Below are 24,475 nucleotides of genomic sequence, written 5' to 3' on the forward strand. Positions count from 1 at the left end.
GACTTTGATTTGGGTCAGATTGCGTTGCTACATACCGCTATCCATAGGCCCGACAGCTTTGCCACCGCCATTTACCCAATCTGAAAACCCGCCCAAGTTGTATATGTGCAAATACCCCATATCCTTTAGCAATTTTCCAGCCAGCGCCGCCCTGCCGCCTGATGCGCAATGCAGGATAATCACCCGATCCATGCGCAACTCCGGATCGTATGAGGGCAATTCAGGATCAGCTCGAAATTCCAGCATTCCACGCGGGATGTGATGCGAACCGACAGCACGACCTGTCCGTTCCAGTTCAGGCGCATCTCGAATATCCAACAATAACGCGCCCTGCCCCATCAACTCTTTCGCTTGCTTTGAATCGATCCGCTCAACAACTGCGTTGGCTGCCTGCATCATGTCTTTGACCGTCAGAACCATTTTGGCCCCTCCACCAATGGAATTCTCGGAAGGCTAACATGCAGGAATCTGAAGGTGTAGGCGTTCAGGCCATCAATGTTCCCGAAATGCGCGCGACATACTGTCGACTATTGGCTTGGCGATATAGGCCGCAAAGGTGCGCTCTTCGGTCTGAATCATGATCTCTGCTGGCATACCGGGCGTCGGCACAAAGCCCCGCACACGGCCCATCTCTTCCGTGGACAGGGAGATGCGCGCCAAATAGACCTCTTGCGGCATACCTTCTGAATCTTCGAGCAGTGAATCGGCAGAGACGTAATACACTTCGCCTTCAAGCACCGGAGTTGTTCGTTGGTTCAGCGCCACCAGCCGAACCGTTGCGATCTGCCCGGTCACAACGCTGTCGATATCGGTACGTGGAATCTGCGCCTCAATGATCAGCGGCGCATCGGCGGGCAGGATCTCGGCAATCTGTTCACCGGTTTCGATCACTCCGCCGGGCGTGTGGTGGTGCAGTCGAACAACTGTACCTGTGACCGGTGCGCGAACCACGGCGCGGTCCAGAACGCTGCGGGCCTGACGCGCTTTTTCACGCACGCTTTCAAAGTCGGCTTCGATAACTCCCAACTCATCCAACGCGGCTTCGCGATAGGCTGAACGCGTGCGCAGTATCTGTTCTTCGTATTTGAGCAGCATCTGGTTGATCTCGGCCGTCTCAGCCCGCAGCCGCGCCAACTGACCTTCGGCTTCGGCTTGCACTCGCCGGATCGTGTTCAGATCACCCTTGCGCACAAGACCCTTCTCGAACAGCGAATACTTAGTGTCGTACTCTTCTTGTAAAATGTCCGATCGGCGCTCCATGCTGGATAACTGCGCTTCGAACCCCGAGGCCCGAATTTTCAACGCCTCCATGTTGCGTTGAAGCAGCGCTATGTCATTCAACAAGGTCTTACGCGAAATATTGAAGCTCAGTTTTTGGCTGTCGAGAATCGTCATGACCTCGACGTCATCTGATGCCTCGATCAACGCCGGCGTGAAGACGAGCTGTTCTTGTTCGCTATGCTCGGCCAAAAGCCGTTCAGTCATGGCCTGAAGGCGGATTTTCCGTATGAATAGCTCACGCTCATTGGCCTCTGCCGAGGTCTGATCAAGCGTCATCATGATTTGACCGGCTTGAACCGCTTCTCCTTCCGAGACCAGAATGTTTTCGATGATGCCACCTTCCAGGTGCTGCACGATCTTATTGCGGCCGGTAGCGACAAAGCTGCCTTGTGCAATAACTGCAGCCGCCAGCGGTGCACTGAAGGACCAGACACCAAAGCCGCCGAAACAGACAATCAGCATGACAAGCCCTATAATGATGAACTTGCCGATCGAGCGTGGAACCTCGGCATACCAAAGCCCGGGATCGTCGGTGCGCGCCACTTCATTCATCGCTTAGTCCCCCTTGCCCTGTATCTCGGGCGGTTGCTGGCGCGGCCCGTTGAGCTGTTCCAGCACCTGTTCGCGCTGACCAAACAGCGCCACGCGCCCATCAGTCAGCAGCATGATCTTGTCGACAACACTTAAGAGCGTCGGCTTTTGCGTGATCACAACCACCGTGATCTTGCTTTCCCGGGCCTGCTCAATCGCCAGCGCCAGCGCCTTGTCCCCAGCTACGTCGAGGTTCGAGTTCGGCTCGTCCAGAACAACAAGCCGTGGGTTTCCAAAAAAGGCTCGCGCAAGCGCGATACGTTGTTTTTGGCCGCCTGAAAGGGGTGAACCATCTGCAGTCACCACAGTCTCATACCCCTGGGGCAGCGTTGCGATCATATTGTGTACGTCAGCCAGAACAGCGGCGTCGTGGATTTGCTCATCCGTCGCATCGGCACGCATCCGGCCAATATTGTCCTTGATGGTGCCAGGGAATAGCTGCACGTCCTGCGGCAGATATCCGATGCTTTCACCGAACTGGCGCGGATCCCAGTTGCGGATATCCATAAGGTCCAGCCGGACACTTCCCGAGGTTGGAAGAACCGATCCCACCAGCGTTTTACCAAGTGTCGTTTTACCCGCCCCGGAATTTCCGATGATCGCCAACGTCTCACCCGGGTTCAGCGCAAAGGTAATCCCGTTCAGAACGACCCGCTTGGTGCCGCCAGGGACATAGAGAAGGCGTTCTACGTCCAGCCGCCCTTCGGGCCGCGGCAGGCGCAGTTTTTCGTATTGCAGAGCTGAATTTGACAACAGAGCCTTGATCCGCGCAAAGGCGCCCCGCGTCAGCAGGAAGGTATTCCAACCTTCGATCGAGCCTTCGATCGGTGCAAACGCACGTCCCGCGATGATCGAGGCCGCGATAACCATGCCGCCTGTGATCTCACCCTGCAGGGCCAGAAATGCGCCCCACCCCAGAATGCCAATCTGAGTCAGCAGACGCACAGCGCGCGAGATCGCGGCGAAGATCACATTGCGGTCCTGCGCCTTGACTTGCCAGGTTAGCGATTGCGCGGTGTCGCGCCCCCATATGCGCACTGCCTCGGGGATCATCGCCAATGCATTGATAATCTGACTGTTGCGCGACATCGAATCCAGATGTTGGTTCGCCAGTGATTGCGCCTGATTGGCCTTGGCAAATGGCTTGGCCGTCATCTTTTGATTCACAAGCGCGATGACCATGAGGATCAGAGCGGTAGTCACAACGATCATTCCCAACTGCGGGTGCACCAGAAAGATCATCAAAATGAACAGAGGCGCAAAAGGCACGTCGAGGAATGAGATCAATGTGCCCGAGACCAGAAAGCCCCGCACCTGCTGCAGATCACCCAAGGTCTGATACTCGCGCCCGTTACCGTGTAGCGACGCATGGGCAGCAGCGCTGAGAACCGGAGCGCCAAGTTGGGCCGCAACCTCGACTGCGGTGCGCATCAGCATGAACCGCCGGACCGCGTCGAAGGCAGACTGGAAAATCACCGCACCAGCAACAATCGCGGTCAGCATGATCAGCGTATCCAGCGACCGGCTGGTCAGCACCCGGTCACTGATCTGAAACAGGTAGATCGGGATTGCCAGGATCAGGACGTTTGTTGCACAGGTCAGCACAAGCACGAAAGCCAGATTGCGCCAGATTGCGCGAAGCGAAGTGCGCAACGTTTTTTGGAAATCCTCGGGCGGGGTACGTTTGTGGAAAGTTTGGGGTGGCCCCTTGCCATCGCCACCACCCGTCCCCGGGCGCAGCAAGGGTTGGTTTGCCTTGGCCTCGATCGTGGTGCCCATGCGGTCTTCACCGTCCGACGACGCAGAGGGGGTCATGCGCGCAGTCGATTGATCGGCGGTTTCACAATCGGGGGTATCGGCATCGGCCACCCCAGTGTCGCCACCCGCAGGATCCTTATCTTGCGCGGGTTGCGACGACGCACGCCGAAGGGGAGAGCCGGCGCGCGGTTGTGACATTGGATCTTTCTGCTCTGCCTGACTTTGCCCCGGGCCATCGGGATTTGTTGCCGCCTGAGGCGGTGTTTCCGGTTCTCCTGCACGCGCCACCGGTTCGGCGGATGGTGCACCGGATTGATCTACAGACTCGGGATTGGATTCGGTGTCTGCCAACTGCATCTCTCTTGTCAGACGCAGGCGGGAGGCCGTGTTGGAGACGTTGTTCTCGTTTGGCTTTGCCACGCGATCACGGGGTTCCAAGTTCAACGGACCTCCGCCTCCGTGCCGGTCTAGGGGACTTGCAAATCGGGTACGGCGCGACGAAAAAACGATCGACATTAGTTAACCTTCCGGTCACTCGTAAATCAGGGAAAATCAGGCCAGCATGGTCTGCAGGCCATCGGAGGAATTCGCCATTTCGCTCGGCGTAAGATCGTTACCATTCGGACCAATGCCGTTGTCATAGCCGGGTATACCCGCCTCTTCCATCAGGACGGCAATCGCCTCGTTGGTCATCTCGCTGATTTCCTCGTTTGTTGGCATGTCGATCAGGCTCGCCTGATGCAGCAACAAATCGGAATAAGATCCATCCTGCGCCATGACCACCGAATCCACTCCGGCCTTGGTGACGTTGGCCGCATTCAGCAAAGCATTGCTGCCCGCCAGAACCTCGGTCTCATCGGCATGAGGACCATTCAGATGAACGTCATCCTGATCCGCAAGGACAGTGGATTGCTCGGCGACATTGACCTGTACCAGCGATCCGTCGATCTTGAGGACACGCATCTGCTCCATGCCTGCAAACATCGGATCATTCATCAGCGCATCTTCCAGCGCAGCCATGTCGTCCTCATTCAGAGCCATCGCTTCGGCCATCGAATCCTGCATCTTCTGATGTGTGTCTTCGCCCTCTTTCTTGAGCGAAACCTCGTTCATGATCAGGTTCTCGTCCGATCCGTCGATGGGACCCGGCAATCCGCCCGTAATCACATCGTCATCCATCAATACATGTGTCTGGATAAACGCATCGACTGAAATCATGTCACCTTCGATCATGATCAGGTCGTAGTAGCTGCCGAGTTGCAGGATGTTCGTGACATCGACCAGTTCATTGTCACCCAACGCATAGAGCGTGGTCGTCGCCGTAATCTCGGCGTCGATATGATCGATATCCGTTGCATCAATGCTTTGTTTGACGAAATTCGCAACGATCAGGTCGGTGGTAATCCAGTCGACATGAACAAATGTCGGAGCATCATCGTCACTCGACCCTTGCTTCAACCACGGGGCTGACTTGCCTTCGACCTCTATCGTCGAAGAGTGCACCACTTTCGAATCCGATCCGCCATTCGTACCCTTGTCCATGTCTGATACAACGGCGACCTGGCTGACCATAGTCAGTTCGATCGATTTACCGCCAACCGCGATATAGGGCGCATCCACCCACGCCACCGTCGCGCTGAGCTCGTTGATCGCAAGGTTACCACCCGCAATTACAGTGTGACCATCTGCGAATTCGGCCCCCTCTTCACGATCCCATTCGGCGGGCATCGCATCAGGTGTTTCATCTTCCTCTTCCTCGTCCGGCTGATGGTGAGCGGGCAGAAGGTCCGCCCACTCAGGGGCTTCGTCCACGTGCTCACCATTGACGATCACACCCATCGCATCTTCGCCATGGAACTGATAAACAACTGCGCCTTCAACCTCGACGTTAATGGGCGCCAGCATCTGTTCGGCCAACTCCTCGACATACTCGACCGACAGGTAGTCCTCGATCATGAGTGAGGGAAGTGAGAATGCGTGCATCGAGGTCGCAACCTGCATGGCCGCCTCGGCCTGCGCAATAAGCTGATCGACGTCGCGGAAATCGCCCTCTCCGACAACATCATTGTCGCGTAAGAATATCTTCTGGAACGTATAGGTCACTGCCGACCCAATAAGTTCCGTCACAATCTCGAGTTTCTGTTCGATAATTATCGTCGCCGCGATGCCGGTGAATACTTCGGGCAGCGGTGGGCCGGATGAAGGTGGAGGCTCAAGCGCAATGACCGTCTGCAGTTCCGGCCCTTCAGATGGTGGTGGGAGTTCAAGAGTGGCGGGGGGGGTGTCAAGCCGATAGGACAATGGACCATACTTGCCCGGGTCCAGTTCCAGATCCGTCTTAATGCGAATCTTTGCGGGATCTTCCAACTCGTCCAGTTCCGCCTTGCGTCGGTTGGCGGTGAACTCTTCGTACTGATCCCTAAGCCGGGCTTTTTCAATCGTAAGATCAAAAGTTCCAATAAAGTGTGCAATCGTTTCGGTAACACTATCGAATGACATTTCGATGATCCCTTACCCCCTTGCCGGCTTAAATTTCCGGTTCGGGATTTGCTGGGCCGAGGCCATACAACACGGCCCCGGCATTTTCATTGAACGGGGGCCGGTAATGCGGCCCCCGAGATTTGGTCTTAGACCTCGGTATCGTCGCTCGAGTAAGTCGAGGTCATCGAACCACCAACCATGGTCGTGTCGACCGAGTTACCAAGCACGTTGGCACCCATGACGATCGATTGGTTGAAGGCTGATGTATCGACTACCGCAGCCGCCGATGCATAGGACTCACCGTTGACGATACCGTCGCCACCGTTGTTCGAGCCCCAGGTACCGGCGTTTCCACCCGCACCACCAGCACCGGAATATGCACCAGATGCTTCACCACCGGTATTCATCGCACCCGTGGTATCGCCGCTGGTTGCAGTACCCATGACCGCGCCGCTGGTTCCGCCTGCTGCGGTTCCCGCGCCACCGGCACCACCTGCACCTGAGTACGCAGTGCCAGTCGCACTACCCGTACCGGTTGAGGTCGCGTCGTTGTCCGAGTTTGCTGCGCCACCGTAACCGGCAATCGCTTCGGCAAGACTGTCGGCTGAACCATCGGTGTCAGCAGTCGACCAGACCTGACCCGCACCGCCGTCACCAGCTGTGTTGGTCGCGTCCGCCGAACCCGCACCGCTACCGGCCGAGCTGGACGTCGGGGTGGTTGTACCACCGGCACCAGCGGTACCATCAGCAGTCGCTGCACCAGAACCCGAACCCGTGGACATGCCATTGGTCGAGTTGCTTCCGCCATCTCCACCTGAACCGTCTGGGGTCTGGGTATTGTTGGTGGTTCCGTCAATGTCACCCGGTGTCTGCGTGATGTCAGGGCCACCGGCCGTTTGATCACCAACACCTTGTGCATTTGCATCTGTATCGACGTAGCCGCCACCTGCACCACCGGTTCCGGTTCCACCGGCTCCTGGGCCACCAGTACCCGTACCACCAGTACCTGTACCACCGGTACCCGTACCGCCAGAACCCGTACCACCGGTACCTGTACCGCCAGAACCTGCACCACCAGTACCACCGTCGCCGCCAGTACCGTTCGAGTTTCCAGCAGCTGCTTCTTCTTCAGCTTCCGGTTCTTCTTCCTCGACCACTTTCAGGAACGGGAAGGCTTCTTCGATAGTGCCGGAGTTTCCACCGATACCGTCTCCACCATTGGCGTTGCCGCCAGATCCGGCACCACCGGAACCCGCGCCACCAGAACCTGGACCGCCAGAACCCGGACCGCCAGAACCTGCACCACCAGAGCCAGGACCACCAGAACCGGAGCCGCCAGTACCACTACCGCCATCGGCATCATTGTAGCCAAGTGCGCCCGCACCAGCGAGACCCAGACCCAGGTTGCTTCCTGCGGTCGCGCCGTTCGCCTGATTGCTACCAGAGCTCGCGTTATCCGCCGAACCACTCGTCTGAGCGTTGCCGTCTCCGGCGTCTGCACCCTGTGCGGATGCATCTGTACCGGCCAAACCAAGACCCGCGCCCAATGCGCCGGAAGCCTGATCGCCACCATTGGCGTTGCCGCTAGCGCTCGAGCCTGACAGACCAAGACCCAGACCAAGACCAAGCGATCCAGCGTCGCCGCCTGCACCACCAGTTCCTGTTCCGCTTGCGTTCGAGCTACCGGTATTGTTTGCACTCGAGGTACTGTTGGCATTACCGCCATTGCCACCGGTGCTGTCACCATCAGCATGTGAACCAGACAGGCCTAGACCAAGGCTCGCATTATATGCATCACCCGAACCGGCACCATTGCCACCAGTTGCGTTGGCGTCCGCGCTTCCGGAGTGTCCTCCAAATGCCAGAGCGGTGCTACCGTGCGTACCGCCTGCGGCGTCACCACCGTAGCTCGTGCCGCCTTGGCCAGACGCGCCGCCATCGGCTTCGGCGTCAATGCCTTCTTCCGCATGGGCAGAACCACCCGTCGCGTTGCCGCTTTGGGTAAACGTACCACCGTTCGAAACGCTGGCACCGCTCAAGGTGTCATTGTCGTTCAGTGTGGCGGCCTGGTTGTTGATTGATGAGAAATCATTGCCTGGGCCATCAAGTGAGATATCCAGATTGATGTCATTGCCGGGATCATAGTCCAGGTCATCGCCAGCAGTAATTACATCACGCGTCGAAGCGTAATCTGAAACATCGACGTCAACCTTGTCGTCGTCGCGCGGAATCCATTCACCGCCGCTAAAGTCGATATCAACCGTAGCATTGTTGGTGTTACTGTCGTTGCCACCATTGGTCTGAGAATTAGAGTCGTTACCACCATTGGTGTTGCTGTCGTTACCACCATTGGTGTTGCTGTCGTTACCACCATTGGTGTTGCTGTCATTCCCACCATTAGTGTTGCTGTCATCGCCACCATTGGTGTTGCTGTCATCGCCCTGCTGCTGTTGCTGTTGCTGCTGTTGGGCATTGATGTCTTCAGCTTCAACAACCTCTTCTTCGACCTGAGGTTCATCTACCACGGGGTCCTGATCTTCGATGACTTCTTGAACGTCAATCATAGGAGTTGATCGTTGTACCATAATAACTTCCACTTTTACTGAAGCACCGGACCGCCATTCATCTACAAAGCGGTTACTGGCGCGGTTGAAAAAGGCTTTGCGCACAGAGTGACAAACTGAACACTCGCGCGGCAGTGAAGATCTTCTTTTAGGTTTGCCCCCCTTTCTCGGCCAAGCCGATTCCATAACCACGGAAATTTCGCTGAAATACGCGGTCCGTGGGCACGTCAGGTTCAGTACTGCTTCACCAATTGAAGCCTGATCATCGTTGCAGCGAAGGAAGGATGTGCATAGCTGGCCGAAAGCATTAATTTCGGCAAATATTTGTTTATAAAGTGATTTAATTCAGATTTTGGTCGAATTTACGCCAAACCGGCAATGAAACAATCACATCTAAAGTATCAGTATTATTAACGTTGCTATTTCATCAGGTTACGCTGAAATCCATGACTCAAAACCTGATCAATAGTTCTAGTACCAACCCCATGAAATTGGACCTTTGGTTGCCGAAACTCGTACTTTCAGCTATAGTAGTGCTCTATTTGAACTAAAAAGTTAGTGTTTTGCGCCACCCAAGTTCTGGGCCCGGTTTTAAGATTCAGAGGGCGGCGTTTGTATTAGTGGGGGAAGATCAGTGAATATTTCATTGCAAGATGACGCCCGTGACCAAATTGAATACCCAGAAGAGCTGTCGATCATTTTTATCGGCAAAGAGCTGTTCTATTCGAACCAAACCCTGAGAAGCGTTCAAAACGAATTCGGCGTTCGCGCATCGAGGTTCGATTGCCTTGATGACTTTCTCGCTGAGGCCGAACTCGCCACCTCGGCAGAGCGCATAGTGGTCGTGGACCAGATGATGCTCGAAGATTTTCTGGCGCGGCCTGCAGACTATTCCCGGATTGCCGAGACAGGTTGCCTGGCGTTTGCCTATCGCAAAAAAAGCCCGGCACGCACGCTGTTCGAACGTTGGGATCGTATGCGCTTTGGTAATATTGGGTATCTGCCCATGAATGTGGCCCCGGATGTCTGGCGTGCCATATTGCGCCTGCTGATGCACGAAGAGCTGCACCTGCCCTGCTTTCTGGCAGACAGTATGCCAGTAACCCCAGGCGCGCCGGGCACACCTGTCGAAAAGCTGCCAGCGACCAGAACCCGGTCACCTGAAAAACTGTTGCAATATGCCAAGTTGACACGTCGGGAAAAACAGGTTCTGCGGCTGGTTTCGCAGGGTAAAAGCAACAAGGGCATTGCGTCAAAGCTGGGAATAACTGAGCACACGGTCAAACTGCATATGCACAATGTCTCAGGCAAGATTGATGTAAGCAACCGTACCGAAGCCGCTCATTTCTATTTTGAGGTCGCGCCAAACGAAGCGCGCAGCGCGTCCGTTGGATGAAGCTTTCGAAACCCGGTTTGACCGGCTCATCTTGCTGGTGGGTCGACTCAACTACATGTGGACGAATACTGAAAGTCTGCTGATCCACCTGATCGCGGGGCTAACCGGGGCCAACAAGGACGTGGCGGTTATCATTTTCCTAACCCTGAACACGACGCGCGCCCGCATTGATCTGGTCGAACGTCTCGCCAAGATGGAGGGCCGCCCCCCCGAAATCCGCGATCCGATCCTTGATCATACGCAGCGGCTGTCTCGCCTGTCATCCATTCGGAACAAATACAATCACTGCATCTATTCCTTTGATCAGGAAAGCGGCAACCCAAAGACCATCCTGATGCGAATTGCCGATCGCAAGACCGACATCAAACTTGGCCGTGAAGACACGGTTGACGACAAGGCCATGAAAGAAATCGAGGATGTCGTAGCCCGGCTTTCAAACGCCAACAAAGACATCTGGAAGCTAATAACCCAGTTGGGTTTTCCGGTCTGAGATCTTGCTGGTGCGGGCGGTGGGACTCGAACCCACACGGCACTAAGGCCTTCGGATTTTAAGTCCGATATGTCTACCATTCCATCACGCCCGCACATCACAGCTCAGTTTCTTTTCGAACCGCGCCGATGACGTCCGCAAACACTTACAACCAACCAAAACGATTGAAAAGACACTCGTTCATCTGATCCGGAAATGCATGGATGGAATTGATCATTTCAGTGTCGCGAACCTACCGCAGCAATGCCAAGCTTGACAGCATTCCCGCAATTCGGTCACGACTGCGCAGCATCAGTTCAGGGAGCGAGAGATGAAAATAGTCGACAACCCGTTTCGAAATGGCTCGAAGTTATCAGATCTGGCACCTTATCCTTCGGTCGAAACAGGTCGACTGGCACAACATCGCTCTTTTTGTCCCGACTTTGTCGCAACGCCGCTGGCCGATGCGTCAGCGCTTGCGCCTGTCGCAAAACTTTGGGTCAAGGATGAGCGAGGCCGGATGGGTCTCGGGTCGTTCAAAGCATTGGGCGCAGCTTATGTCATTGCCTGTCAGGCAAATGACATGTCCGACACACCTGACGGCAACACCCTCAAGGGGTACACCTATGTCACGGCAAGTGCGGGCAATCATGGGATGAGCATGGCCGCAGGCGCGCGTGTCTTCGGTGCTGACGCGGTGGTCTATATCGCCGAAACCGTACCCGAAAGCTTTGCCGATCGTCTGCGCGCACAGAACGCGCGGGTGGTCCGGGCTGGCTCGGACTATGCGGCCAGTATGGAAGCCGCCAGTCAGGCGGCGGATCAGAACGGTTGGACACTGCTCTCGGACAGTTCGTGGGAGGGATACACCGAACTGCCTCACTTGCTGATGGAAGGTTATCTGCAGATGGCCGTCGAAGCGGCCGAGCAATGCCCCGAGGCACCAACTCACATCATTCTGCAGGCCGGTGTCGGTGGCATGGCTGGCGCAGTTGCCGCCTATGCGCGTGTTGTCTGGGGTGATGCACCGCGGATCATCGTTGTCGAACCGACCTCGGCCCCGGCACTGCAGGCCAGCATCGAAGCCGGGCAGTGTGTTTTTGCCGATGGTCCCGACAGCATAATGGGGCGGCTGGACTGCAAGGAACCTTCGTTGATCGCGCTGAACGGGCTCGCCCGCGATGCCGATCTGTTTCTCACCATGGACGATACAGAGGTGGCCGCGCAGCTTCCGGTTATGTCGCAGGCGGGATTGGAGACCAGTGCCTCGGGTGGTGCCGGAATTGCTGCTGTACTGGATGACGCGACCCGCAGCGAGCTGGGAATAGGTGCCAATGACAAAGTGCTCTGTATGCTGACAGAGCAGCCCGCATGACCGGTTTCACGCCAGAGGAATTCGCGGCGCGCGTTGCGCGTGCGCAGCACCGGATGGAGGCAAAGGGACTTTCGGCCCTGTTGCTGACCACCGAGCCCGAATTGCGCTATTTCACCGGATATCTCACCCGGTTCTGGGAAAGCCCGACCCGGCCGTGGTTCCTGATCGTACCAGCCACGGGTAAACCCGTTGCCGTGATCCCCTCAATCGGTGCAGCGCTGATGGCGCAGACATGGATTGATGACATTCGCACCTGGAGCGCACCCGATCTCGAAGATGACGGGGTGACCCTGCTGGCCGACACGCTAACCGAACTGACCCCCGATGGTGCCGAAATTGGCTGCCCCGACGGTCATGAGACACATGTACGGATGCCACTGGCTGACCTGAGGCGACTGCAATCCGGCATCGGCGCCCGCCATATATCCGGTGACCACGGCATTCTGCGCGCCCTGCGCATGGTGAAATCCGACGCCGAGGTTGCCAGAATACGGACCGCGTGCCAGATCGCAGCCCGCGCCTTTGCGCGTGTTCCAGAAATCGCATCGGCGGGGGTGGCGATTGATCAGGTGTTTCGTCAGTTTCAGATGCTCTGCCTCGAAGAGGGTGCCGACTGGGTTCCATATCTGGCCGGTGGGGCCGAACAGGGCGGATATACCGATGTGATCTCTCCTGCAAAACCGACCCCTCTTGTCGCGGGCGACGTGCTGATGCTGGATACCGGCCTTGTCCGCGATGGGTATTTCTGTGACTACGACCGCAACTGGTCGGTCGGCCCGGCCAGCGCGGCAGTCCGGGATGCACACGCCAGACTGATCGAAGCTTCAGACGCCGCATTCGATCAAGCCCGACCCGGTGCAACGGCTTCTCAGTTGTTTCACGCTATGAATACAATCCTGACCGACGGCGGCGTGGGCACAGATGCCGGACGTCTTGGGCACGGGCTGGGCATGTCGCTGACCGAATGGCCGTCGCTCATTCCCGGTGACCATACGGAATTGCAGGCCGGGATGGTTCTGACGCTCGAACCAGGTGTCGCAGTTAATGGCAAAATCCTCGTGCATGAGGAAAACATCCTGATCACCGAAGGTGCGCCGGAATTCCTCAGCCCCCGCATCGGACCGGAGATCCCCGAGTTATGAACACCTTGCCCTATACGCTTGATCCCGACGATGCCTCTGCGGTGCCGATGGGGTTGATCGTTCTGCAAACCGATGAAACGATCGAACCCGAGTTCCGCACTCTTTTTGTCGATGATAAAAGTCCCCTCTATGTCAGCCGTATTCCCAGCGGGTCTGAGGTCAACACCGACACGCTGGCGCAGATGGAAACCGATCTGCCCGCCGCCGCCGATCTGCTGCCCAAGGCGCGTCCCTACCGCGTGGTGGGTTATGGCTGCACCTCGGCCAGCTCGGTCATCGGGTCGGAACGGGTTGAGCAGATGGTCAAACAGACCTGCAATGTTCACACCGTAACCAACCCGCTGCGTGCAGCCGCTGCCTGTGCCGAACATCTGGGCGTCTCGAGATTCGCCCTGCTCTCACCTTATATCGAAGAGGTAAACACCCCTCTCCGGCGCGCGTTTTTCGAACACGGAATCTCGATGGATGTGTTTGGCACGTTCGGCGAATCAGAAGAGGCCAAAGTGGTGCGAATCTCGAGCGAATCGGTGATCGAAGCCGCATCACGACTGGGTGCGGATAAGGCGGTTGATGCGGTATTTCTGAGCTGTACCAACCTACGGACACTGGATGCAATTCCAAGGATCGAAGCACAGATCGGCAAGCCGGTCCTGTCCAGTAACCAGAGTTTGGCCTGGCATATGAGATACCTGAACTTGTCGCAAATCTAAGCAAAAGTGACGCTATGGACAGCTCATTCGCTTTACTGACTTGCAACCATTTGTTAGCTTCGGCTTCAATGCACGAGAAGATCAATGAAATCTGGATCAACCGGATAATCCATTGACGCAACAGGGGGTCTTGTTGACCGACACACATATCGAAGACGCGTTTGTTGAATTTCAACGCGTTCAAAAATCGTATGACGGCGAGAATCTTGTCGTCAAAGATTTAAACCTGGCGATGCCAAAGGGCGAATTCCTGACGATGCTTGGTCCGTCAGGATCGGGCAAAACGACCTGCCTGATGATGCTTGCCGGATTCGAAACCGCCACACATGGCGAAATTCTGCTGGATGGCAAACCGATCAACAACATCCCTCCGCACAAACGCGGTATCGGGATGGTGTTTCAGAACTACGCTCTGTTCCCACACATGACCGTTGCGGAAAACCTGGCTTTCCCGCTGGAGGTCCGCAAGCTGGACAAATCCACGCGCGAGGCCAAAGTGAAGCGTGCGTTGGACATGGTGCAGATGGGGGCTTTCGGAAATCGACGCCCTGCGCAACTGTCCGGCGGTCAACAACAACGGATCGCCCTGGCCCGTGCGCTGGTGTTCGAGCCGGAACTGGTCTTGATGGACGAACCGCTGGGCGCGCTCGACAAACAGCTGCGCGAACACATGCAGTTCGAAATCACGCGTCTGGCGCATGAACTGGGTATTACAACTGTATACGTGACCCACGACCAGACCGAAGCACTGACCATGTCCGACCGCGTTGCGGTATTCGACGATGGCCGCATTCAGCAGTTGGCCCCGCCAGATCAGCTGTACGAAGAGCCTGAGAACAGCTTTGTCGCTCAGTTCATCGGTGAAAACAACACCATGGAAGGTGTAGTTAAATCCATCGACGGTGACACCTGCCTGGTGCAGTTGGATGACGGATCGGAAATCGACGCCGTGCCGATCAACGTTCACAATCCGGGCGACCGCACCAAAGTCTCGATCCGGCCTGAGCGGGTGGAATTCAACAAGGACCGCCTGCACGCCGATGCGCATACGCTGAAGGCGACGGTCAAGGAATTCATCTACATGGGTGACGTGTTCCGCTTCCGTATGTCGGTAGCTGGCAATGACGAGTTCATTGTCAAAACACGAAACGCGCCCGATGCCGTCCGACTGCAGCCCGGTCAGGAAATCGACATTGGCTGGCTGGCCAAGGATTGCCGCGCGCTTGACGCATAGACCAAGTCGCACACAACAAGTGCGACTTAACCGAGGGACCGGCTGGCGAGAACCCGTGCGCTAGCTGACAAGACAACAAACGGGAAGTACTGGGAGTAACACATGAAACCAACAAAAACTCTGCTGACGGCAGCAGCGCTTGCTACGGCAGCTGGTGCCGTTTCCGCCGAAGAGATGACGATCGTCTCGTGGGGCGGTGCCTATTCCAAATCGCAGCTTAAGGCGTATCACGAGCCCTATTCGGAAAAATCAGGCATCACCATCCTGAACGATGACAGCTCGGCCGAAGCAGTCGCCAAACTGCGGGCGATGAACGAAGCGGGCAACATCACATGGGATGTGGTTGATGTTGTGGCTGCGGACGCGATTCGCCTGTGTGACGAAGGTCTGGCCATGGAGATCGACCCTGACACCATGCTGGCTCCGGCACCCGATGGCACCTCTGCTGCGGATGATTTCGGTGACCTGCTGGTCAGCGACTGTTTTATCCCGCAGATCGTGTATTCGACCACGTTCGGCTATCGCACCGATCTGGTCGGTGACACACCGCCCAGCGATGTTTGTGCCGTGTTTGATCTGGAAACCTATCCGGGCAAGCGTTCGCTTGAAAAGCGCGCGATCAACAACATGGAATGGGCTCTGATCTGTGATGGCGTTGCGAAAGATGACGTTTATGACGTTCTGGCCACCCCTGAAGGTCAGGATCAGGCGTTGGCAAAACTGGGCACCATCAAGGACAACGTTGTCTGGTGGTCTGCCGGTGCGGACACGCCGCAGCTTCTGGCCGATGGCGAGATCATCATGGGCTCGACCTATAACGGTCGTCTGTTCAGCGTGATTGAAGAGCAGAAGCAGCCTGTTGCCATGCTGTGGGACGCACAGATCTTTGACCTGGACGGCTGGATCATTCCTGCCGGTCTGAGCGAAGAGCGTCAACAGCGCGCGCTGGACTACATCATGTTCGCAACCGACACCCAGCGTCTGGCGGATCAGGCCAAGTACATCTCGTACGGTCCGGCCCGTGCCTCTTCGGCTCCGCTGGTGGGTCAGCATGCCGACCTGGGTATCGACATGGCGCCGCACATGCCGACCGATCCTGAAAATGCCAAGAACACGTTCCTGTATAACTACGAGTTCTGGGCTGACTATCGCGACGATATCGAAGCCAAGTTCCAGGCATGGCTGGCGCAATAAGCTTTTGATTTCATGAAACAGTCGGGGGCGGTGCGCCGCCCCCAGACCCAAGCTGAACCAAGGGGCACAGATGACTGACGCAAGCCAAAATGCGGGACCGATGCTGGCAGCGGACGGAACGCCGCTCAAGCAATCTCTGGCACGTTCACTGCGGCGGCAGAAGTTGCGGGCATTGATGCTCGTTGCTCCGCTTCTGCTTTTCGTCATGTTTTCCTTTATCGTGCCGATTGCGTCGATGCTGTTCCGATCGGTCGAAAACAGCATGGTGTCGGATACCCTTCCGCTCACGGTGGAAGCGTTACAAAGCTGGGACTCCCAAAGTGGTGAGCTGCCGGATGAAGCGGTGTACGATGCATTCGTTCGCGATATGGTCGTTGCCATCGATAACAAAGAACACACTCGCCTTGGCTCGCGTCTGAATTATGAAGAAACCGGTATGTCTTCGTTGTTCCGAAAGTCAGGGCGAAAGCTCAAGAAGCTGGACCCCGAAACAGACGGCCCTTTCAAGGAACAGTTGATCGAAATCCACGAAGGCTGGGGCAAGCCGAACACCTGGGCGGTGATCAAGACTCACTCGCCTGCAGTGACCAATGGCTATTTCTTGAACGCCGTGGACATGCGCCGCACCCCTGAAGGCGCGCAATCGCAGCCCGAAGACAAACAGATCCTGATCAAACTGTTCGGTCGTACATTGTTCATGTCACTGGTAATCACCGGGGCCTGCATCCTGTTGGCCTATCCGGTCAGCTACCTGCTGGCGACCTTGCCGATGCGTGTGTCAAACCTGCTGATGATCCTTGTGCTGTTGCCTTTCTGGACCTCACTGCTGGTCCGCACGTCGGCGTGGAAAGTAATGCTCCAACAACAGGGCGTGATCAACGAAACGCTGGTCTGGCTTGGGCTGGTGGCCGACGATGCGCGGCTGGTGATCATCAACAATCAGATCGGCACGATCACCGCGATGACGCATATCCTGCTGCCATTCATGATCCTGCCGATGTATTCGGTGATGCAGACCATTCCGCCAACCTATACGCGGGCCGCGAAATCCATGGGCGCAACCAACTGGACGACGTTCTGGCGCATCTACTTCCCGCAATCCATTCCGGGCATCGGCGCGGGGTCAATCCTCGTGTTCATCCTGTCGATTGGCTACTACATCACACCTGAAATTGTGGGCGGCACCAAGGGTGTCTTCATCTCGAACCGGATTGCCTATCACATCTCGTCCTCGCTGAACTGGGGACTGGCTGCGGCCTTGGGCACAATTCTGCTGGGTGTCGTAATGTTGCTCTACTGGGTCTACGACAAGATCGTGGGCATTGATAACGTGAAGTTGGGATAATCGACATGGCTGCACTTACACCGATATCCCGCAAACCCATGTCCATGGTTCTGCCCAGCGTTGCCTTGGCAGGCGCTTTCGCCGGCATCTTTGTCGGCGCGGGCAACGGCTCAATCTTGTTGGGCATCTTAGCAGGAGCGGTGCTTATCGCCGGGCTGGCCTGGGTCTACATCAACGTTTTGAAGAACGAAAAACTGGCGCGCTGGATCAACATCCTGGGCTTTGGCATCATCGGCTTCCTGATGTCAGGTCCGATGGGTGGCGTTTTGGGCCTGTTGGGCGGTTGGTTTTTTATCTTCTTCATCTATTGGCTTTATGAGGGCAGATATCGCCGCAAATTACTCAGCTATCTGACTCCGAAACAGGTGTTCTATCACTATCTGTTCCGAGTTATCTGCGGGGCCATCTTCGTCTTCCTGATCACACCGATCCTCGTAGTCCTGCCGCTGTCGTTCAACGCGCAGGATTTCTTTACCTTTACGCCCGAGATGTTGCGACTGGATCCCGAAGGATTCTCACTGAAGCACTATCGCGATTTCTTCACCAACAATGAATGGCAGCGCAGCTTCAAGAACTCGCTGATCATCGCCCCGATTGCGACAATCATCTCAGTCTCGCTTGGTACGCTGGCAGCCATCGGACTCAGCCAGAGCCACGTTCCCGGTCGCCGCGCCATCATGGGCATCCTGATCTCGCCAATGATCGTGCCGCTGATCATTTCGGCGACTGGCATGTTCTTCTTCTACAGCGATATCGGTCGCTTCCTCGAAGGCACGTTGGGTATGAACAAGAACTTTGTGGGTTATGTGAAAGTTGTCCTTGCCCACGCCGTTCTGGGCATTCCGTTCGTCATCATCACCGTGACCGCAACGCTGGTGGGTTTTGATCGCTCGCTGACGCGGGCGGCGGCGAATATGGGCGCGGGCCCGGTGCGGACGTTCTTCAAGATCCAGATGCCCCTGATCCTGCCCGGCGTGATCTCGGGTGGCTTGTTCGCCTTCATCACCTCGTTCGACGAGGTGGTTGTGGTGCTGTTCGTAGGTTCGGCCAGCCAGAAAACGCTGCCTTGGCAGATGTTCACCGGCCTGCGGGAACAGATCAGCCCGACAATTCTGGCGGTTGCAACCATCCTTGTGGTCCTGTCGATCGCGCTGCTGACCACGGTCGAACTGCTGCGCCGCCGGTCCGAGCGTTTGCGAGGGCTTTCTCCGGCTTGACGAAGGCCCACACCTGATTTAACGATTCACCCGTTCACCTCAGCCGCGATGGCGTCGCGGCATCATCGGGGGTGATCGGCTCTCGGATCCCGAGACCACCTGTCCTGAACGCCGGGACATGTGGCCGGGTATTGCCGCCCGGCATAGATGAGAGAACCTGTGATGACAGACACAACCAAACGCCCCGAATTTTTTACCTGCCATAACGGCGACAAAGCGCCCCTGCCCTTCAGCAAGGGTGAATATGAACGCCGACTGGGCAAACTGCGCACGATCATGGCGGCACGGGATATCCCGGTCGTTCTGCTGACCTCGATGCAGAACATCGCCTATTATTCCGGCTTTCTGTATTGCGCCTTTGGCCGCCCCTATGGGTGCGTAGTGACGCAGAATGCCTGCACCACGGTTTCCGCAAATATCGACGCGGGTCAGCCGTGGCGCCGTTCGGTCGAAGATAACGTCATCTACACCGACTGGAAGCGCGACAACTACTGGCGCGCGGTGGCCAACCTGATCGGTGACGCCAAGCGGGTCGGCATTGAAGGCGATCACATGACATTGGTCACACGCGACACCGCGATGTCCATGCTGGGCGCCCCGGAACTGATCGACATCGCCCCCGACACTATGGCTGCGCGTATGATCAAGTCAGCTGAAGAGATCGCGCTGATCAAAGGCGGCGCGCGCACCGCTGACGTAGGCGGGGCCGCGATCCACGCCGCAATCCGCGAAGGCGCGACCGAGATTGAGATCGCCATGGCGGGACGCGACGCGATGGAGGCCGAGATCGCCCGCGCCTACCCGGAGGCCGAATACCGCGACACATGGGTTTGGTTCCAGTCGGGTCTCAACACCGACGGCGCACATAACCCGGTCACCAAGCGCGCGCTGCAAAAGGGCGATATCCTGTCGCTGAACACCTTCCCGATGATATCGGGCTATTACACCGCGCTGGAACGCACTCTGTTTCTGGGTGAGCCAGATGCAGACAGCCTGCGCATGTGGAAGGCCAACGTCGCCGCGCACGAACTGGGCCTGAGCCTGATCAAACCCGGCGCGACCTGCTCGGGCATCACCGCCGAGATCAACCGGTTCTTCGCCGATGAAGGCCTGCTGCAATACCGGTCCTTCGGCTATGGCCACTCCTTCGGTATTCTTAGCCACTATTACGGTCGAGAGGCCGGGCTAGAGTTGCGCGAAGATATCGACACGGTGCTGGAACCCGGCATGGTCGTATCCATCGAGCCAATGCTGTGGATCCCCGAAGGCCAGCCCGGCGCGGGGGGGTATCGTGAACATGACATCCTTGTGGTCGGTGAAGATGGCGCCGAGAACATCACCGGTTTCCCCTATGGCCCCGGACACAACATCATCGGTGCATAGCACAATGGGTGGGGCTTCTGGCCCCACCTTTTTACTGCTGGGCGCGTTCGTGAAAGATGAAGCCTAGAAAGTTCAGCAACAGCTGCGCGGCCAGAACCTGAGTGCTCTCAGTCGGATCGTAAGCAGGCGCGACTTCGACCAAATCGATGCCCACCACGTCTCCGCGTTTGGCCAATCCCTGCAAGATCTCCAGCACATCATAGTACTGAAACCCGCCATGGCTGGGCGTTCCCGTGCCTGAGGCGATCGAGGGACAGAAGGCATCGATATCAATCGTCACATAATACCGCACCCCTTCCGGGATACGCGCCAGCACCGCCTCGGTTCCCAGCTTACGCACCTGCCGCACCGAGAGAATATCCGAGCCACGCGCACGGGCGTCTTCGTACCCCTCCTTCGCGGTGGATGAGACATTACGAATGCCCAGCTGCGTCATGCCCGAGACATAATCTTTTTCAATCGCACGTCGCATCGGATTGCCGTGCCCTGTGGTCACCCCGTGGCGCTCATCTACGAAATCCAAATGCGCATCGATCTGAACAACATGGATTGGCCCGTTCTGTGCACAATCCTCGGCAAACGCATTGATGCAGGGGATATTGATCGAATGATCCCCGCCGATAGTCACAGGCAAAGCCCCCGCCTGCAGAATCTTGCCCACCCCCAGAGCGATGTTGGCGTGACTCTCGTCAGTCCTGGTGTGGATGATATCCGCATCCCCAAGATCAACCATCTGCACCGAGCTATCAAGATAGGTCGCGTCATCCTCGTGATCATAGGCCCCGGCATGACCAAAACTGAACAGCGTCGAAGCCTCACGCACAGCCCGCGGCCCGAACCGCGCGCCCGGCCGCCACTGGGTACCAAAGTCAAACGGTGCCCCCAGAATTGCAACGTCGGCATCGATTTCGTTCCAATTTTCAACGTAGGGAGATTTCGCGAAGGTTGAGATTCCGACAAAGGGCAGATTCAGACGCCCTGCCTCATATCCATGATCCTGCATGAGAATTTCCCTTTCATTGCTGCTGTCGCAGTCGATGCCATCAATCGCTGGATCATCATGTGCACGGACCGTCCCAATGTCGAGATGCCCTGATTGCTATTACATGAATATGGCCTGCTCACGCGAGTGTTGCGTGAATGTGAGCAGCATTAAGGGCAGAATTGAACATGGACCCAATCGGAGGACGCCATGTCGATCACACGTCGCAGCTTTGCCAGCCTGCTGGGAGTGGGAGCGATCGCGCCGACCGCGCTCTGGGCGCAGGACGACCCGGTTTATGAGGCTGTCCGTTCTACCCTGTACGGGGGGCGAACCGATTTCGAGGCCGGGATGACCTATCTGGTTGAACGCGGCAATCCGGACGTAGTACCCGCGCTTCTGACTGGGATGCGATATGGCCGGTCGCGAGAGCATGACATAGCCAAGGTGATGGAAACGCTGACCGGAGTGCGACATGGCACTGACTGGTTTGAGTGGATGCTGTGGCAAGAACGGAACCCCCAGATCATACCGCACCCGTCGCTGGTGCCATTCAAACGCGAGGTTCTGTTGGGCATCGATCAGAACTTCGACGTGTTTTTGCGCCCCGAATACCTGCAGCGCGACAGGATGAAGATCCGGTTTGAAGAGATCAGCTGGGGTGGTGTTACCAAGGACGGCATCCCGTCATTGGACAACCCTGAACTAATATCGGCGGCACGAGCGGATTATCTGAAAGACGATGATCTGGTCTTTGGGGTTGCGATCAATGGGGACGAGCGCGCCTATCCTCTGCGGATCATGGGGTGGCACGAGATGTTCAACGAGGTGATCGGAGGCGTTCCGGTGGCGCTCGCCTACTGCACGCTCTGCGGTTCGGGGATTTTATTCGAAACACAGGTGGCGGGGCGGCAGAAACCGTTTGTGTTTGGATCTTCCGGATTCCTGTATCGGTCGAACAAGCTGATGTTTGATCGTGAGACCCAATCGCTGTGGAACCAATATACGGGCAAGCCGGTTGTTGGCCCTCTGGCCAGCAGCGGGATCGAGCTTAAGCAGCACCCTGTAGTGATCACGAGGTGGGACACCTGGAAGAAGTCCCATCCCGACACCAGGGTCCTGTCGCTGAAAACAGGATATCGGAGGAACTATGGATCGGGTGTTGTGTATCGCGAGTATTTTGCCTCACCCAATTTGATGTTTCCGGTCCTGGTGGATCAATCCAAGTTTCGACAGAAGGATTACGTGTTTGCCGTGCGCCAATTCGGCGCAGCAAGGGCGTGGCCGTTGGCGGCTTTCAAAGGCAAGCCGGTGATCAATGACGCGATTGGTGGGCGGGCGCTGATGCTGATGGGCGATCCGGACAAACGCAGTGTGCGCGCCTATGAGCGCGGCGCGCACCAGTTTCGCACGACCACGGATGGCGTGTTGCTGGACGAGGCAGGCAACAAATGGACCATAACCGAAGAGGCACTGGTGGCCCCGGACGGCACTCAGTTGCCGCGGGTGGCCGGGCATATTTCTTACTGGTTTGCCTGGGACAACTATCTGGGTGATGCAGCCAGCGTCTATGGCGGGTGATCAGGAATGCTCCTCAGCCGCCGTTGCGGCCAACGCCCGGTTATAGGCCTTGAGTGCGTCGATGTGATAAAGCGCGCCAACAGGATTCTCACACCCTTCCTTGTCGATGATCACCACTGGAATGCAGGGGATATCGTCTCGGTCGAAATAGGGCATCGCGGCCTCAAGCGTGGCGCTGGCCTTGACACAGAGACCCTGTTCGATCAGCGCCATCGCTTCGTCTCTGGTGATTGATCGCGCGTCGCCCAAAGGCCGCATAACCGCGCCTGTGCGCAGCATGGCAAGCAGATAGGCCTGTGGTCCGGCGGCCAGATGCACATTGCGACGCTCCAGCTGAGTCAGGAAGAATGACCGGTCTACCAGTCGCGAGGCCAACGCGGTGGACATCGAGACCGAGACCATCACGGCTAGGCCGATCTGCCAGTCTCCAGTCAACTCAAAAACGATCAGCGTGGTCGAGATCGGCGCGCCCAACACCGCCGCCGCCACAGCTCCCATTCCGGCAAAGGCATAAAGCGTGTGAGTGCCAGACACATCCGGCAGCAATCCGGTGGCAATCAGGCCAAAGGCCAATCCGGTCAATGCTCCGATCATCAACGATGGTGAAAATACGCCACCGCCCATGCGCCCGCCCATGGTGATTGCCACAGCGACGGTTTTCATGACCGCAAACAAAATGGCAGTGGTCAGCAAGAGGTCTCCGGTCAGGGCACGGATCGTGGTCTCGTACCCGACGCCAATGATATGAGGGAACCAGATCGCCAACAGGCCCAGCATCGCCCCCGACACGCCCGGGCGCAGCCAGCGTGGCAGGGACAGGCGGTTCTGGATATGGGTGCCGATATCTTCGGCGAAGAAGATCGAGCGCATCAGCAACAGCGACACCAACCCGCAGATCAGGCCGAGGATGAGAAAGGCCGGCAATTCGACGTAGAATTGCAGCGAACCGGGCGTTTCCAGTGTGAATTCGGTCACGTCACCATAAGCGAGCCGGTTGATAACGGTGCCGGCCACCGACGCGATGACGATGGGTGCAAAGGCGTGCACGGCGAAATGGCGCAATACGACCTCGAGCGCGAACAAAGCTCCGGCGATAGGGGCGTTGAAACTGGCAGAAACCGCAGCGGCCACTGCACAGCCCAACAGGTCGCGCCCTGTAATCCCGTCGGCATGGATGCGGTCACTGACCCATGTCGAGATGACCCCGGCCATGTGTACGACAGGTCCTTCACGCCCCGTAGATCCGCCGGAACTGAGCGTAATGAGTGATGCGGCGAACGAGGCGATTCCGGCCTTTTTCTCAACCCGGCCATCAGTAATGGCAGAGCCTTCGATCACATCCGCGACCGAACGCACGCGGCCATCATCGGTATACTTGTTCAGGATGATCCCAACGACCAACCCTCCGATCACGGGGGTGAGGAAGATCCAGAGCCAATGCAACTTTTCTGCATGGCTGTGAAGAAAAAGTACATTGTCGGTGCTGTAGAGGTAGGCCTGCAGGGACGAGATGGCCATGCGGAATCCAAGTGCCATGAAACCTGCGGCGATCCCGATAACCAGAGCGATGAACCAGAACTGAATCTGACTTGGCCCCCGGTGGCGTAATACCCGCCAAGCATCCCGCAGCGCCGAGAGGGCTTGATGGAGCTGATTGCGCAGCACGGTGCGGGTGGATTGGGTCATTGGCCCTCGGTTGGGTGGTCGCCTGACCCTTAGTAAGCCACGCAGCGGCCTGAGAAAAGTCGGTTCACGACAAGATGTTTACAGAA

At 57.0% G+C, this 24,475-nt stretch carries 18 protein-coding genes and 1 tRNA gene; 11 read left to right on the forward strand and 8 right to left on the reverse strand.

The window, feature by feature from the left end:
- Positions 1-27: 27 nt before the first annotated feature.
- The 5 genes from BLU89_RS06515 to BLU89_RS06535 form a co-directional block, all read right to left on the reverse strand.
- On the reverse strand, positions 28-420 hold the full coding sequence (locus BLU89_RS06515; protein ID WP_074735410.1) for a rhodanese-like domain-containing protein: 393 nt from the start codon (positions 418-420) through the stop codon (positions 28-30).
- Between the two features lie 72 nt (positions 421-492).
- Positions 493-1,833 carry an HlyD family type I secretion periplasmic adaptor subunit gene (locus tag BLU89_RS06520; protein WP_074735411.1) on the reverse strand — a complete coding sequence of 447 codons (1,341 nt, stop codon included), beginning with the start codon at positions 1,831-1,833 and terminating at the stop codon, positions 493-495.
- 3 nt (positions 1,834-1,836) lie between these two features.
- Positions 1,837-4,146, reverse strand: coding sequence for a type I secretion system permease/ATPase (locus BLU89_RS06525; protein ID WP_074735413.1), 2,310 nt, complete (start codon positions 4,144-4,146; stop codon positions 1,837-1,839).
- Positions 4,147-4,182: 36 nt separating this feature from the next.
- Complete coding sequence (locus BLU89_RS06530) at positions 4,183-6,129, reverse strand: type I secretion protein (protein ID WP_074735414.1); 1,947 nt, start codon at positions 6,127-6,129, stop codon at positions 4,183-4,185.
- Between the two features lie 128 nt (positions 6,130-6,257).
- Positions 6,258-8,675, reverse strand: a complete 2,418-nt coding sequence (locus tag BLU89_RS06535; RefSeq protein ID WP_245709668.1) for a beta strand repeat-containing protein — start codon at positions 8,673-8,675, stop codon at positions 6,258-6,260.
- A gap of 634 nt (positions 8,676-9,309) precedes the next feature.
- On the opposite strand from BLU89_RS06535, the gene BLU89_RS06540 reads away from it, so the two are divergent.
- Complete coding sequence (locus BLU89_RS06540; protein ID WP_074735417.1) at positions 9,310-10,071, forward strand: helix-turn-helix transcriptional regulator; 762 nt, start codon at positions 9,310-9,312, stop codon at positions 10,069-10,071.
- Positions 10,064-10,561 carry a hypothetical protein gene (locus tag BLU89_RS06545; RefSeq protein WP_074735418.1) on the forward strand — a complete coding sequence of 166 codons (498 nt, stop codon included), beginning with the start codon at positions 10,064-10,066 and terminating at the stop codon, positions 10,559-10,561. Before BLU89_RS06540 ends, BLU89_RS06545 begins: the two co-directional genes overlap by 8 nt.
- A gap of 8 nt (positions 10,562-10,569) precedes the next feature.
- Here BLU89_RS06545 and BLU89_RS06550 read toward each other — a convergent pair.
- A tRNA-Leu gene (locus tag BLU89_RS06550) sits at positions 10,570-10,655 on the reverse strand.
- A 216-nt stretch (positions 10,656-10,871) separates the two neighbouring features.
- On the opposite strand from BLU89_RS06550, the gene BLU89_RS06555 reads away from it, so the two are divergent.
- The 8 genes from BLU89_RS06555 to BLU89_RS06590 all read left to right on the forward strand — a co-directional run bounded on the left by BLU89_RS06555 (position 10,872) and on the right by BLU89_RS06590 (position 20,140).
- Positions 10,872-11,915 (forward strand): pyridoxal-phosphate dependent enzyme, encoded by a 1,044-nt coding sequence (locus tag BLU89_RS06555; RefSeq protein ID WP_074735420.1) that lies wholly within the window; start codon positions 10,872-10,874, stop codon positions 11,913-11,915.
- Positions 11,912-13,057, forward strand: coding sequence for a M24 family metallopeptidase (locus BLU89_RS06560; RefSeq protein WP_074735421.1), 1,146 nt, complete (start codon positions 11,912-11,914; stop codon positions 13,055-13,057). Before BLU89_RS06555 ends, BLU89_RS06560 begins: the two co-directional genes overlap by 4 nt.
- On the forward strand, positions 13,054-13,767 hold the full coding sequence (locus BLU89_RS06565; RefSeq protein WP_074735423.1) for a maleate cis-trans isomerase family protein: 714 nt from the start codon (positions 13,054-13,056) through the stop codon (positions 13,765-13,767). The genes BLU89_RS06560 and BLU89_RS06565 overlap by 4 nt, the downstream gene beginning before the upstream one ends.
- Positions 13,768-13,900: 133 nt before the next feature.
- Positions 13,901-15,001 (forward strand): ABC transporter ATP-binding protein, encoded by a 1,101-nt coding sequence (locus BLU89_RS06570; RefSeq protein ID WP_074736447.1) that lies wholly within the window; start codon positions 13,901-13,903, stop codon positions 14,999-15,001.
- A 102-nt stretch (positions 15,002-15,103) separates the two neighbouring features.
- Positions 15,104-16,195, forward strand: a complete 1,092-nt coding sequence (locus BLU89_RS06575; protein ID WP_074735424.1) for an extracellular solute-binding protein — start codon at positions 15,104-15,106, stop codon at positions 16,193-16,195.
- Between the two features lie 70 nt (positions 16,196-16,265).
- Positions 16,266-17,540, forward strand: a complete 1,275-nt coding sequence (locus BLU89_RS06580) for an ABC transporter permease (RefSeq protein ID WP_074735426.1) — start codon at positions 16,266-16,268, stop codon at positions 17,538-17,540.
- 5 nt (positions 17,541-17,545) lie between these two features.
- Positions 17,546-18,757, forward strand: a complete 1,212-nt coding sequence (locus BLU89_RS06585; RefSeq protein WP_074735427.1) for an ABC transporter permease — start codon at positions 17,546-17,548, stop codon at positions 18,755-18,757.
- 162 nt (positions 18,758-18,919) lie between these two features.
- Positions 18,920-20,140: an aminopeptidase P family protein gene (locus BLU89_RS06590; protein WP_074735429.1), complete on the forward strand. Its 1,221-nt coding sequence runs from the start codon at positions 18,920-18,922 to the stop codon at positions 20,138-20,140.
- Positions 20,141-20,171: 31 nt separating this feature from the next.
- Here BLU89_RS06590 and speB read toward each other — a convergent pair whose 3' ends face one another.
- Positions 20,172-21,143 (reverse strand): agmatinase, encoded by a 972-nt coding sequence (speB, locus tag BLU89_RS06595; protein ID WP_074735430.1) that lies wholly within the window; start codon positions 21,141-21,143, stop codon positions 20,172-20,174.
- A gap of 189 nt (positions 21,144-21,332) precedes the next feature.
- On the opposite strand from speB, the gene BLU89_RS06600 reads away from it, so the two are divergent.
- Complete coding sequence (locus BLU89_RS06600; RefSeq protein ID WP_074735432.1) at positions 21,333-22,703, forward strand: DUF3179 domain-containing protein; 1,371 nt, start codon at positions 21,333-21,335, stop codon at positions 22,701-22,703.
- On the opposite strand, the gene BLU89_RS06605 is transcribed toward BLU89_RS06600, so the two are convergent.
- A complete protein-coding gene (locus BLU89_RS06605; protein WP_074735433.1) occupies positions 22,704-24,389 on the reverse strand; it encodes a chloride channel protein in 1,686 nt (561 codons plus the stop codon).
- Between the last annotated feature and the right edge of the window lie 86 nt (positions 24,390-24,475).

The sequence above is a fragment of the Ruegeria halocynthiae genome (assembly GCF_900106805.1).
In the GTDB taxonomy this organism is placed as follows: Bacteria; Pseudomonadota; Alphaproteobacteria; order Rhodobacterales; family Rhodobacteraceae; genus Ruegeria; species Ruegeria halocynthiae.